This is a genomic window from Rossellomorea arthrocnemi, from assembly GCF_904424705.1.
Taxonomy (GTDB): Bacteria; Bacillota; Bacilli; order Bacillales; family Bacillaceae_B; genus Rossellomorea; species Rossellomorea arthrocnemi.
Genome location: NZ_CAJGBF010000019.1, coordinates 1 through 13,328, shown reverse-complemented (window position 1 = coordinate 13,328; position 13,328 = coordinate 1). Strand labels below are relative to the sequence as shown.

14 protein-coding genes are annotated in these 13,328 nt (G+C 41.0%); 3 read left to right on the top strand and 11 right to left on the bottom strand.

What is annotated here, in order from left to right; genetic code table 11:
• Positions 1 to 12: 12 nt before the first annotated feature.
• Together BAA9072_RS24365 and BAA9072_RS19160 are read right to left on the bottom strand one after the other, a co-directional pair.
• Positions 13 to 360, bottom strand: coding sequence for a hypothetical protein (locus tag BAA9072_RS24365; RefSeq protein ID WP_230980944.1), 348 nt, complete (start codon positions 358 to 360; stop codon positions 13 to 15).
• Positions 361 to 500: 140 nt separating this feature from the next.
• Positions 501 to 986: a GyrI-like domain-containing protein gene (locus BAA9072_RS19160; RefSeq protein ID WP_201716292.1), complete on the bottom strand. Its 486-nt coding sequence runs from the start codon at positions 984 to 986 to the stop codon at positions 501 to 503.
• 114 nt (positions 987 to 1,100) lie between these two features.
• Here BAA9072_RS19160 and BAA9072_RS19155 point away from each other — a divergent pair, with 114 nt between their 5' ends.
• Positions 1,101 to 2,063 (top strand): helix-turn-helix transcriptional regulator, encoded by a 963-nt coding sequence (locus tag BAA9072_RS19155; RefSeq protein ID WP_201716291.1) that lies wholly within the window; start codon positions 1,101 to 1,103, stop codon positions 2,061 to 2,063.
• Here BAA9072_RS19155 and BAA9072_RS19150 read toward each other — a convergent pair.
• The 4 genes from BAA9072_RS19150 to BAA9072_RS19135 all read right to left on the bottom strand — a co-directional run bounded on the left by BAA9072_RS19150 (position 2,060) and on the right by BAA9072_RS19135 (position 4,082).
• Positions 2,060 to 2,242, bottom strand: a complete 183-nt coding sequence (locus BAA9072_RS19150; RefSeq protein WP_201716290.1) for a hypothetical protein — start codon at positions 2,240 to 2,242, stop codon at positions 2,060 to 2,062. The two genes, BAA9072_RS19155 and BAA9072_RS19150, sit on opposite strands and share 4 nt — an antisense overlap.
• A 67-nt stretch (positions 2,243 to 2,309) precedes the next feature.
• Positions 2,310 to 2,969, bottom strand: coding sequence for an AraC family transcriptional regulator (locus tag BAA9072_RS19145; RefSeq protein ID WP_201716289.1), 660 nt, complete (start codon positions 2,967 to 2,969; stop codon positions 2,310 to 2,312).
• A gap of 92 nt (positions 2,970 to 3,061) precedes the next feature.
• Positions 3,062 to 3,730, bottom strand: coding sequence for an HAD family hydrolase (locus tag BAA9072_RS19140; RefSeq protein ID WP_201716288.1), 669 nt, complete (start codon positions 3,728 to 3,730; stop codon positions 3,062 to 3,064).
• 28 nt (positions 3,731 to 3,758) lie between these two features.
• A complete protein-coding gene (locus BAA9072_RS19135; RefSeq protein WP_201716287.1) occupies positions 3,759 to 4,082 on the bottom strand; it encodes a hypothetical protein in 324 nt (107 codons plus the stop codon).
• A gap of 398 nt (positions 4,083 to 4,480) precedes the next feature.
• Here BAA9072_RS19135 and BAA9072_RS19130 point away from each other — a divergent pair, with 398 nt between their 5' ends.
• Positions 4,481 to 7,513, top strand: a complete 3,033-nt coding sequence (locus BAA9072_RS19130) for an efflux RND transporter permease subunit (protein WP_201716286.1) — start codon at positions 4,481 to 4,483, stop codon at positions 7,511 to 7,513.
• A 569-nt stretch (positions 7,514 to 8,082) separates the two neighbouring features.
• Complete coding sequence (gene mraY, locus BAA9072_RS19125; protein ID WP_201716285.1) at positions 8,083 to 9,039, top strand: phospho-N-acetylmuramoyl-pentapeptide-transferase; 957 nt, start codon at positions 8,083 to 8,085, stop codon at positions 9,037 to 9,039.
• Between the two features lie 84 nt (positions 9,040 to 9,123).
• On the opposite strand, the gene BAA9072_RS19120 is transcribed toward mraY, so the two are convergent.
• The 5 genes from BAA9072_RS19120 to BAA9072_RS19100 all read right to left on the bottom strand — a co-directional run bounded on the left by BAA9072_RS19120 (position 9,124) and on the right by BAA9072_RS19100 (position 13,050).
• Entirely contained in the window at positions 9,124 to 9,966 is an 843-nt protein-coding gene (locus BAA9072_RS19120) for an alpha/beta fold hydrolase (RefSeq protein WP_201716284.1), read from the bottom strand.
• A gap of 620 nt (positions 9,967 to 10,586) precedes the next feature.
• Positions 10,587 to 11,108, bottom strand: coding sequence for a DinB family protein (locus BAA9072_RS19115; protein ID WP_201716283.1), 522 nt, complete (start codon positions 11,106 to 11,108; stop codon positions 10,587 to 10,589).
• A gap of 90 nt (positions 11,109 to 11,198) precedes the next feature.
• Positions 11,199 to 11,714: a DinB family protein gene (locus BAA9072_RS19110; RefSeq protein ID WP_201716282.1), complete on the bottom strand. Its 516-nt coding sequence runs from the start codon at positions 11,712 to 11,714 to the stop codon at positions 11,199 to 11,201.
• A gap of 489 nt (positions 11,715 to 12,203) precedes the next feature.
• Positions 12,204 to 12,434 carry a cyclase gene (locus BAA9072_RS19105; protein WP_201716281.1) on the bottom strand — a complete coding sequence of 77 codons (231 nt, stop codon included), beginning with the start codon at positions 12,432 to 12,434 and terminating at the stop codon, positions 12,204 to 12,206.
• 91 nt (positions 12,435 to 12,525) lie between these two features.
• On the bottom strand, positions 12,526 to 13,050 hold the full coding sequence (locus tag BAA9072_RS19100) for a GNAT family N-acetyltransferase (protein ID WP_201716280.1): 525 nt from the start codon (positions 13,048 to 13,050) through the stop codon (positions 12,526 to 12,528).
• Positions 13,051 to 13,328 lie beyond the last annotated feature (278 nt).

Below are 13,328 nucleotides of genomic sequence, written 5' to 3'. Positions count from 1 at the left end.
CCTCCTCTTGAATCAACCTTCAGTCAAACCCAAAAGCTCAGCAACAAGATCAGCGCTTCCCGGAGTAAACATAAAAATAGATAACCCAATCAACACCACACCCATTCCCCCATAAAGAAATACCCGCGGCTTTAAGAATGAGCCCTGCTTAAACGCTTGTAAACCAGCTCCAAACACAAGAAAAACACCAATAACTAAAATAGCAAAATAATAAAATCCCATTTGATCACCCCGTTCATTTTTTAACACTAAAAAGAAATGACCACAGTCATACTCATCTAATCCCAAAGTGTGTCTGTGGCACTCATGCCATACATGACGTTCAATCCGCTCTTCAAATAAATGGGATAATTCTTTCAACGGTGGATGAATTCTGTTATATCCCCCTCCAGCCTACTACCAATTATTCCAAAATTAAACAACATACTCAAGACAAATATCAAAATAAGGAGCTTATCCTGTTTTGGATAAGCTCCTATTTCTTGAAGAATGATGTTTCCTTATTTCCGAACAACAGGTATCCACATTTCTCCAAATATCATCCCGTTTCGGTTCCCCATCTCAACCGTTGCGTTAGGCGCCCCAACGTAAGCAACATCCTCTGCTTCTGGTAAGACTTGACCAAATGCTATGGCAGATACCTTATTATTCAGCTCTTCAGCTGTTTTACCTTCTCCTTGTACAACCAGGTATTCCCCTTTAGGAAATTGAATCACTCTTGCCTCATCCGGCACTGGTGACGATCCCTCTGCCATGACGCCTGCATAATGCATCATCTTGTTATTCACCGCCTCATTCACTGCAAAGATATAGTCATTTGCAGCCATGGACTTTAACGTGTCAAGCCTTCCGTCTTCGCTGACTGCCTGCCAAAAATCCGCCTTTTCCTTATTCAATCCAGCAAAATCAGTATAATCACTCTTAAGGTCTGTTCCCAACCCTATTACGATAAAACCGTCTTTTTCCTCTAATCGATACTCTGCCATATTCAAAAACCATCCTTTTTATTATTTGATTTCAAGTGATTTGTCTGCATCACTTGATACATATATAATAGCGTTAAATAGTATCAAAAAATGATACCTTTTTTGGAGGTCCTGATGAAAAAAGTTGAACGGATCAATGTCATGATGAGATATATCAACAACCGAGCTCACTTTACAATTTCAGAAATCATGCGGGAATTTAACGTTTCACGCTCGACAGCTATTAGAGATATCAGAGAAATTGAGTCAATGGGCATGCCGCTTGTCTCTGAAGCCGGGAGGGATGGGGGTTATTTTGTTATGCATAATTCTGTCCTGCCTGAAGTCCGTTTTACCGATCATGAAGTGAAAGCACTGTTTATTGCCTTTATGGCAACTCGTAATCAGCAGCTCCCTTATTTGAAAAGCCGACGATCCATAGCAGAGAAATTACTCAGCCTCATCTCACAAAGCCAGCAGGATGACCTGATTCTCCTGAACCAACTTTTGCTGTTTGAAGGGACCAATCCCTATAATCCCGACTTACTAGACCTTTCTGACCTCCCCCATCCAATGGTGGAAACCCTTTTCCAAATGCTTCTTATGGATCGATATTTACTATTTACAATCCGGGAAGGTGAGGAGACCAAATCTTATCCCCTCTATTTGTTGCATCTTCATCATGAAAAAAGCTTCTGGATCATTGAAGGCTTTGACTTAAAGGAAGAAAAGAAGCGTACATTTCCCGCCGACCAACTCATCGACGTTAAACCATATTCGCCGAAGGAACAATTAGGTGAAAAAGAGATTTTCAAAAGAATAAACACCGGTAAAGAACAAATAAACGTAGTCCTGGAACTTGGTCCGAAAGCAATTGCCCAGTATAAGAAATATCATCCTTTAAGTGTATCAATCGCTTATACGAATCCTTACCAAACTACAGCCACTCTAAAGACTTATGTCGATGTCCGAAAACCTGAAGAATTGACCGAATTCACAAACTGGATGCTTTTCCTCGGAAAGGATCTCAAAGTCAGGGAAATGCCTGATGAAATGGTTCATGACGTTCAAAAAAGATTTGAACTCTATTCCATTTAACCGCCAGCTACCTTTCCGGACCAGAGGATAATGAAAGTGACCATAAGACCACCCCACACCAAAAATGAGAATGTATGTGAAATCCTTATATCATCATAACGCTTGATAAATGCGTGGCCGATCCATTCAATGATTACAGCTAATAGAAATAAGCTAAACACCAGCGCATATTGATTCAATGTAAATCTCCTTTAATACTCTTTTTTCTTCCGACCCTGTTAGCAACATCATCTTGAATAAATGTCATCAATATTGACGGTGCTCCTCAATCAGTTCAAAATATTGCGTATCCCCTAACCCATACTGTCTAAAATTCTCAATCATAAGTGAAACCAGCTTCTCTATTGGAACGTCCCAATGCCTTTGAATATACCACATCAAATCGCTATCCTTCTCTTGGTAATTCAAATAAAGTTCAATTCCATTCTTTAAAGGCATTGGGTCAACGTCTTCAGGCATCATTTTATGAATCATCACATGTTTGTAAAGATCAACATACCCCTTCGCTTCCAAGCTATAATCATTCACTGTCCTATACTCATAATCCACAAGATGCAGATCAATCGATCCTTTATACTCTCTCTGATCCAACCAGGCGAGTATCGTCAGCACATTCATTTGACAAAACATATCTTCATCGAACCACAAGACAATATGGTCCACATTCTCTTTAAAGAGCGGCTGCAACGGCTTGAGTGTGATGTCAGCATATTGAGCAGGCTTTACATGATGAACCATTGAACGCATCGCAATAAACTCATCTGAAAATATGTCTTCCCGCGTCTCTCCATAACACATGGCTTCGTTAAAAGGGACCATCCATTCTTTTTCAAGAAACTGTGTCTCCTTGAAGTGTTTGTACATCTCTGTGCCATTCAGAATATGGATCGTTTGATTACGACTCAAATAGCCACCTCCAGTACTAACTTACGCTATCTTTTTTACAAATAGGATTACAACCCGTGTTTACACCATCTCCATTTTAAAAAAGAACGAATTCATTTAATACGTTGTTTTTGTGCAGGAAAAAGAGTTTTTATTTCTATTAAATCCTCCATGATCACATCCGCTTTAGCCAGTTCCTCTTCCCGGGCAAAATCAAAACGACAGCCAACTGACGCCAGGCCATTGTCCTTCGCCGCATTGATATCCGATAACCGGTCTCCTATCACGGCTCCATTTGTAATCTGGTATTTGTCTACAATATGCCGAACCAAATCAGATTTATTCAGTGATTCCATTTGCTGAATACTGAATGTTTCCGATACCCATTGATTCAGGCCATAATAATCAACAATCGCTTTTAAGTATCCTATTAAACCGTTACTGGCTATGTAAATGGAGTAATCATTTTCTTTTAAATAACGGAATACGTCCTGAACATGAGGATATAGGGCACCTTTTCCTTCCCTTATATTTTGTATTAACCTCTCCAGAAAAAAAGCATCCGTCTGCTCTCTTTCTTCCAAAGAATGATGAGGCAACAACGTTTCCCATACCTTTGGTAAGGGGACTCCCATTATCTCCCGGTATTTCTCAATCGGGGTCTCACCATCCCATTTCTTCAATGCACGCAGACGATTAAAAGCATCGTCAAGGGATACCTCTAATATTCTTTCCGTTTGAAAGAGTGTTCCATCCATATCGAAAATCAGTGCTTGTGTCATTATGATGTTCCTTCCCTTAATAAAATGATTACGGCCCTGTCCCACAAGCCACTTCATACTCCTCACTCTCTTTCAGCTTGGCATAACAGATGGTGGCTGTATCCCCCGTAGGACTATTATAGTTATACCAATACACATGGTATTGCTGGCCATATTCTTGATCTTGATAATCCCCTTTTTTAATGAAGGCCAAGAAGCTCTGATAGGAATGGCCATCCTTGTAAATCGCTTCTCTTAAGGCAGACCTCGGTGAATCAGCTTTATGAACCACCGGGGCTAGTATTGGCGGGAAGATCATCAACACCACAACGATCAGTAAACTTATGATTAAAACCTTTTTCTTCTTTTTCACACGGTCCCTCTTCTCTTTTAAATTCTTAACTCAATTCCAATTATTTCAAAAATTCTTTCATTAGACAATCTGTTTGTAAAACTTTTGTCTACATGCCATTTGTTTTGCCTTTTGGAATTTCCTCATTCCCACTTCTTACCATTAATACTATAATACTATATTGTGGCAGGAATATTTTTACTGAGATGATCGGACCTTACATAAATTTTACAAGTTTTTAAGAATACAAGGTCCTGCTCATTAGTAAAATGAATTTTGTGGCCACTGTTGGGAAAGAAGGATGAACTACGCCTCAAGACCTAGGTGAATATTAGCCTGGAGATGGCTGTGATGCAGGCAGTAATCAAGTATCTTAGAAAAGAAGGTTCAAAACCAAATTATGAGTAGGAGGGAAACACATGCAAGCTTTAACCAATTGGGTATTTCGCAATAAGGCAGCCATGACACTATTTGTTATTATCACTTTGCTTATCGGCATCATTAGTTATTTCCGTCTGCCTATGGAATTCTTGCCAGAAGCGGATAATCCACAAGTCACGGTCGTCACCCTTGGACAGGGGTATGACGCCGGCTCCATGACATCTAACATCACAGAGCCCGTGGAGCAGGCTGTCACATCCATTTCAGGAAAGACATCGATCCTATCCACCACTGGAGAGGGATATTCCCAGGTTTCCATCAACTTTGATTCCAAAACAGATATGAAGGAAGCCAAAAATAAAGTGGAGGATGCCATTAAAGGAATCCAACTTCCTGAGGGTGTCGGGAAACCGCAAGTTTCTCAGCTGAATACCTCTATGATTCCAATCGGTCAGGTATCGGTGACATTTGATGATGGACTGACGAAAGAGAACCTTGACCTCGTCAACGATGAATTGAAACCGATGTTTGAGAATCAATCGGGCTTGTCTCAAGCAAGTGTCGCCGGTGAAAACAGTGCCCGGGTCCAAATCAATCTTGACCACGACAAACTGGAAAAGTTACATATCCCGGTCAACGCGGTAATGGGAGTGCTACAAGGACAAAATGTCTCTGCTTCTGCCGGAAGCACCACGATTGATGGACAGAAGAGTACAATCAACGTCTCGGACAATTTGACTTCCGTTGATGCGCTTAAGAACTTGCCCGTTCCTCTGCAAGTCCCAAATGCTCCTGTCGTTAAACTGAAAGACATCGCAACCGTTGAGAAAGTGAAGGCTGACAATACCATCACTCGTGTAAACGGGAAAGAAGCCCTGGCACTCGTCTTGTTTAAAGAAAGTGATGCCAGTGCTGTTACTGCTGGAGAAGAAGTGAAGGACACCGTGGATAAAATCAATAAAGACTATGATGGTGTCGAAGCAACGACATTGTTCACCACAGGAGATATGGTGGAGAACTCGGTAAACAGCATGGTTCGCGAGGTAGCCTTAGGGGCTTTATTCGCCACTCTAGTTATTCTTTTGTTCTTAAGAAAATTCAAGCCGACGCTGATTACCGTCGTTTCGATTCCATTGTCACTCTGTATCACCCTTTTCCTTCTCTGGTTATCCGGAGTCACACTGAACATCCTAACGTTGGGAGGGGTAGCAGTCGCTGTCGGGCGGCTCGTGGATGACAGTATCGTCGTGGTCGAGAATATTTTCCGGCGAAGCCAGAACGAGAAGCTTTCCAAGCAGAATGTTCTACTCGCTACAAAGGAAGTGTCCCGTGCGATTACGTCGTCCACTCTCATTACAGTCGCCGTGTTTCTGCCGATGGGACTCGTCAACGGATCGTTGAAAGCGTTCCTGCTTCCTTTCGGATTGACCGTTACGTATTCATTACTCGCTTCCCTGCTTGTAGCCGTGACGGTAGTGCCATTATTAAGCCGCAGCATGTTGAAAAATACTACCTTGCCGAAACACAACACGCCGCATCGTTATGTGAATGTACTGCGCTGGTCACTCAATCATAAATTTGTTCCAATTCTATTGGCCGTTCTTGTATTCGGAGGATCCATCGCTCTATATATCGCTTTACCGAAAGCTGCAACAAGTGCGAATGACGCCTCTTTTGTAGCTGTGACAATGGAGTTCCCGAGTGATACACCGGAAGACACGATCAAAGAGCGCACAACGGAATTCGAAGACACTTTATCCGGGTTTCAAGGGTACGATTACCTGATCACCCAGTACGGCTCAAGTGAAGAAAATGCTCAATATGGAGCCGTGAGCGATCCGGACACGGTGGTATACACCATCATCTTGGAGGAAGGAGCCAATGCTGATTCCTTCATTGAAAAAGTGAATGAAACGAAAAAGGATGAAAAAGGTGTAACGATTACGGCATCTCCATCGTCCATCTTCGGAGGCTCTTCCAACTCAAGCATCACCTATGACGTCGTCGGAAATGACACCAACGAACTCCTGATCACTTCCAAAACGATTATGGATAAGATCGAGAATGTGGATGGTGTGAAGAAAGTCTCAAGCAATCAAGAGAAAACGTCACCTGTCTTCACCGTGAACGTCGACACGGAGAAAGCGAATGCCCAACAAACGGCTATGCAAATCCGTTCTTTGTTGAACCCGCAGCCGATAGGAGCCGTAAATTTGGATGATGTAACAACTCCTGTGTTTCTGGACGCCGGCGTCAATCCTGATACAATGTCTGATCTGAAAGATTTAACGATTGCAACAAGCTCAGGTATCCAGCCTCTTACGGAAGTGGCTTCCATCACGGAAGAGGAGAAACCAAGTACCGTCCTTCATAAAGATGGTGACTTATATGTCCGGATCACAGCAGAGGTGAAACCTGAAGAACTTTCAGTCATTTCGAAAAATATTGATACCGAAATCAAGAATATCGATCTGCCAAAAGGCGTTTCTCTCGATACGGGCGGAGCCGCTGCCCAGCAGGCAGACGACTTTAAGGACCTTGGAATGACGATGCTTGCTTCCATCTTAATTGTCTACCTGATCATGGTCCTGACCTTTAAGACGTTGAAAGCTCCACTGGCCATTTTGATCACGCTGCCCCTAGCCTCAATCGGAGCCGTCCTTGGACTGCTCATTGCCGGGGTACCTGCAGACGCGACGGCTCTCATCGGTGCGTTAATGCTGATTGGTATCGTCATTACGAACGCCATCGTCTTGATCGACCGTGTCAAACAGAATGAAGAAACGATGATTATTCGTGATGCCATTTTAGAAGCCTGCGGCACTCGACTACGGCCTGTCGTCATGACTGCGATTGCCACGATCTGCGCCATGCTTCCCCTTCTATTCGGTCACACAGAAGATGGAAGTCTAGTATCGAAATCCCTTGCTGTTGTCGTCATCGGTGGTCTTGCCGGAGCCACAGTACTGACGCTCGTCGTAGTCCCTGTGTTCTACGAATTGCTCTACTTCAGAAAATCGAAGCGACAACGGGCTCAACAATTAGAAAGTGAAGAAAAGGCAGCTCAATAATGACGTAAGAATATCTGTTCATGATGAATGTTTCTGGAGGTCAGACATTCCAATAAAAAGAAGTTGGGACAAAACTAAAAAACTACGATATAAAGACGAACAATAGTAGTTTACGTTTTTAAACCGCTAATGATTTCCGTGCAAGACTACGCTTTTCGCGGGTAGCCCTTGAGCCTCCTCAGCAGGCCTGCGTGGTCTCACATAAGCTACTTTTCCCGCAGGAGATAAAATGTACCTAAAATAAACCCAAACAAATCTGCCCAATACGAAGCAGATTTGTTTGGGTTTTACCTAGATTAAATCAATTTGGTCCCATCCTCTTTCATTTTTCACTAACCTGCTTGATTAATCCTTCTGATCCTGGACATGAACCAGGTATAAATCGGTTTACTGGTGCCAAGCACCGGTGTTTGATTTATTCAGCTGCTGAACCCAAACACCCTTCTCCACGCCAGATTCTCCATGCTTATTTCACCCCAACTCTGTAAATTCAAAAATAGATTAAAGGATATCAATAATCTCCATCGAACTTACTTATAGTAGGTAACCAGAAAAGGGGAAGATAAGAAGTGATTCATCAAATCATTCCGGCTATCATTGCTTTTATATTAGTCTCAGTTTTATCTCCATTCTTCATTGCACTCTTAAGAAGATTAAAACTTCTACAACCAATTAGAAAAGAACTTCCAACCAATCACCAAATCAAAAAAGGGACTCCGTTAATGTTTGGAATCATTCTTTTTGTAGGAACGATCGTATCTTTAATTTTTTCACCTACACCACTGATGTATTTCCTGGCGACTACATATATTTTGTTCAGCTTTATAGGTTTCTTGGATGATTTTTGGAAAGCGTCCCGGCAGGATCCTGGAGGGGTATCGGGGAAGACTAAGTTGTTTTTCCAGTTTCTTTTTACCGGTGCTCTGCTTTACTACGTGATGAACGAACTCGGAATAGATTCGACAATTAGGATTTATCACCATTTCTCTTTGGATCTTCCAATGGTCGTTTATTTCAGTGTGATCACCTTATTTGTTGTCGGTTCTGCAAATGCCATTAATTTCACAGACGGCTTGGACGGTCTGTTAGGAGTGGTCGCCATTCCTACCTATTTTTTCTTTGTTATGATTTCAGATAAATCAGAGGTCCAGCTTTTTTGTTTAATCATGATTGGATGTTTACTCGGTTTTCTCATTTATAATATCTTTCCTGCCAAAGCTTTTATGGGGGATACGGGATCATTGGCGATTGGGGGCTCACTTTCATTTCTAGCGATTATTGAGAAAGTGGAGATTCTCATTCCCGTATTATTCTTTATTTATTTCGCAGAACAACTGTCGGTTATCTTACAAGTGGCCTCCTATAAACTTTCTGGGAAACGCATCTTCAGAATGACACCGATTCATTATCACTATGGCTTAAAATACGGTTGGTCTGAAACGACCATTGTCACAGTCTTCGGGTTTGTTTCTTGGATTTGTACGTTAATCTGTTTCGCTTATTGGAAGCTTGTTTTTCACCCATAATGTATGTCATGGAAAAAAACAAAGGAACTTCGGTAGATAGAAGTTCCTTTGTTTTTTAACATTCAGTTATAGCTGAAGATCAGTTCAGACCAAATGAAAAGAGTCTTTAACCATCCCGCTGAATTTTTCTTTTTCTTCTAAATGAGGTGAATGATTACTATTTTCAAAGATATAAAAGGTTGAATTGGGAACAAGGTTGAAAATTTCCTCTGAATACACAAATGGGCATTGAGAGTCATATCTCCCACAAAAAACGATGGTCGGGGTTTTGATCCTTGAGATGTCTTCTCTAATATCATACGTTGGCAGTTCGGTATAAGAATAATATTCTAAACGTTTTTGCACCACTTTTCCACTGCTTGGCTTAGAAAAGTAATCATCAAATCTGCCCGGATCATTTAATGACATTTCTGTCCATTCCCTGCCTGCTTGTATCCGCTCTTCTTTTGTTGCATCTTGGGATTGAAGGATGGAAAATACCTCTTTTATTCTGTTGTTAAGAGGATTTCTATCACTATAAATACTTTCCTGATGTTCTACATATCCATTAGTAGCTGACGCTCCACCCACAATTAATCGTTTTAGAGAGTCGGGATGATCGGCAGCATAAACCAACCCTAACATCCCACCAGTGGAATGTCCCGCATAGTTCCAGCTACCATATCCTAAAGCAGATCGGATCGCTTCTAAATCCTTGCTTGTTTCACTCATGCTTAATTCATCTTCATTTTGAATCTCAGTGGAATTTCCCGTTTCTTTCAAGTTTACAAGATACACTTTGAAGTCGTCCACAAACCCGTCAGCAAAGTGGTAGCCGCCCTCGTTAAACTCGCTATATAAATGAGTCACACATAAGGGTTCACCATTCCCTGCTTCAAATATTTCGAAATTCCCTCGTTCTGTTTTAATTATTTTTTGTTGCCACATGATTTTTCCCCCATTCACCCGTCACGGCCCGTTAACTAGAGAAAGAAAGCCGGAGAGGAGCTATTAATTACGAAATGATTTCTCTACTAGTACTTACTATTAATTAGACGGGGGCCAAAGAGTGAAAGTTTCGATTTTTTTCATTTCATTAAAAAATAAAATGGTTAATTATTTGAGGTGGGATTTACATTCTTATTTTTTCTTTTGTTTCGGATGATGATGATGAAAGAAGTGGTGTATAAAATGATGAGGAAGCATCCTCCAATTAAGTAGATATAATAGGATATCTCTCTTCCCTCTAACCGACTATTGTAAGCTTGCGTAAAGGCAATAAAAGCTATTATATAGCCGATTATACTATTTAATGGTTTAATATTTTTTATAATAATCCCCCTAACTTCATACTAACAATTTTGTTACATCAGTATCTTTCCTGTAAATTTCCAAAGATCATCAGCCAGTTTTTGACTTAACTTACTGCTATTTAACAAACTTATACATAAGCAGGTCGTCTACATATGTATGTTTATCAATCTTAAATTCCTTCAAAACCATTCGCCTATAAACAAGAATCCCACCCTGTCCGGGTATGCCTACGTAGTGGAAATGAAAGTTTCCCTTTAATCGGTATTCAGATATCGATCCCTAATCAACCTTCGATGATGAATTTCATGGCCCGCAATGATATATCCAATAGCACGTCCAGTCAATTCTGACCCGTTTGCTTTTCCACGCTGGAGCAAGGCTTTTTCATCCAAACTACTCAGAAGGAGAATAGTGTGTTGACGGACAAGAGATTGATGATGTAAAAGCTCCGGTAAAGAAAACCGATTAAAATTTCCCCTTTTCACGTACTCCTCATCATGATATCCCGGCAGCATCTCCTGTTCCCCTCGCGCTATACAGAGAAGGCGGTAGCACATAATGCGCTCCGTATCGGTTATGTGGCCTATGACTTCCTTGATTGTCCACTTTTCCGGAGCATACCGGTACTCAGCCATGTCATCACTTAAATCATTTAAGAAATTCATGGTTTCCTTTAGTTGAATATCAAGAATCTTGAGCAAACCTCCTTCTGGTACATTGCTCACATAGCCCTTGTAATATGGAGCATACTCGTTTGCTTCTGGCTTACTCAGCATAGCTTCTCCCCCTATCAAGTGTCCCTTTTGAACGCAGCCTTACAATCATTTTACTCAGCAAAAAAGCGCGAAGTGAAATAATCGCCCCACTTAAACCTCCCGCAATTCCCTAAGCAATTGAAAAATCTGCCCTCTGTGATGTGATTCATGTTCGATTAAGTGATAAACCACCCACTCAGGTGAGACATCATACTTTTCAACTGTCCTCAATTTACGCCAATCCTTTAAGTCCATTGAACGAAAGTGGGAAAGGAATACTTCGCGCACCTTGTTAAGACGGTAAAAATGTTCTTCTATACTTTGTGCTTCAATATGGATTAATGAGCCGTTTTCTGAACGGACGTTATATGGAAACAACGATTCTATTTTCGGATCCCATTCAGTACCAAGAACTTCTACATATAACCAATCCGCCTCCACCAGGGCGATATGATATAACAATGAGCCAATTGTTTGTCTACCATCCCTTTTTGTGTCAAGGGTGCTTTGGCTGATCCCGGTTATTTCTTTCAAAAGAATACGGCGAACATCCTCTAAACACCATAACCATCGACCAATTTCTTCTTCATATCCTGGTAACGATGTGACTTGTAAAGATTTTCTCACAACGAAATCACTCTCCTCTTCAAGTGATTACATTCTATTTAGAGTTGGTTATTTCCTTTTTTAAATAGCTATTTTCTCAAAGATTGTGGTTATGATTACCAATACACTATTTGTACATGCTCTGACATGGAGTGTGTGCTACAGGGTGAGGGGAACTGCTCCGCTTTCCACGGACGTTCGGCCGAGCCTCCTCAGCTTTGCTTCCGGGGTCTCGGCACGCCCGTTTTCCGTAGGAGTCTACCCAGTTCCCCTCACCCTCTAAAGGAGCATCTGGTGTCAGAGCTACATGGTCCATATTTATCAGAAAAGAAAAAGAGCATTCGTACTATTAGCCAAGAAAGCAATCCTGACATTTTTTAGCGAACGCTTGGACAGTTGATTGGAGCGGAAATCAACTACTACTGTCTTCTTCAAAAGTAACAATGTTTACAAGAACAGCCTTTTAATTAAAAAGTACATTCTTGCTGAATAATTCACAATAAATTACCACTATTCCGTTTTCTTTTCAACTGAGTTTCGTTTATGTTTCTCATTAATAATTCTTTTGTTCAATATTCTCACTTCTCCTACCATCAATAACCTCATGTCCTCTACAATATATTCGGCCAGCTCTTCATCAGAGATGTCATCTCCATCGATATCCAAACGGAATTCCTGTCCCTGTATCCCGCCTCCATTTGTAAAATCTATTTCGAAATCAAACTGAACTCGTTTATCCATTTGAATCCTCCTTACGTTGGAATAAATTCTTTAGATGTTATTCAGATTGTTTAAATTCGTGTCTCGTATTTCAAAGAAACTGCTCGTTACATCATTTCAAATCTGAAAGTAGCATTCCATACACAATGCTATCTGTCCATTCATCCTTGTTCCAAAAATCATTTATAAAATGAGCTTCTTTTCTCATCCCAATACGCTCACACAACTTTTGGGAGGATGTATTTCGTACATCAAGGTTGGCTTGTATACGGTGGACATGATACTCACTAAATAACTTCTTGACTAGATTACTGACAGCTTCTGTAGCATACCCCTTACCTGAAGCCGCCTTAGAAAAGCTATAGCCTATTTCTACAGTATCTTTCATATCTGTATACCACACAGATATATCACCAATTACTTTCGTTTGGTGTACTACTGCTAAACTTAGCAGTGTTTCTTTTGTGAGTGCATTATTTTCTAACTTTTTATTAAATTTTTCCTTCATATTTTCAAGAGTCCACTTATCATGCAAGAGGTATCTACACGTATCATCATTATTATATATGTTAAATACATCTTGTAAGTCCGTACTCATAAACGGCCTAATAAATAACCTTTCAGTTCTGAATTCCAAATTAATTCTCCTCCCTTTTAATAACAAAGCTGTTTTCACAACCTTTGTTGCTTTTTAATTAGTGAGTGCTAGTTGATTGGAACGAAGGGTGCTCGCTTTCCGCGGGGCGTGAGTTGAGCCTCCTCGGGCTATTGCCCTGCGGGGTCTCAACTTTCCCGCTATTCCCGCAGGAGCTATTCCTGTGAGATGAGAATTCATCTATTGCATAAAAAAAGACCCTCCGTTATGATGCAGGTGCTAACCAATCGCTCATAACTAAGGAGGATCTTCACATGCAT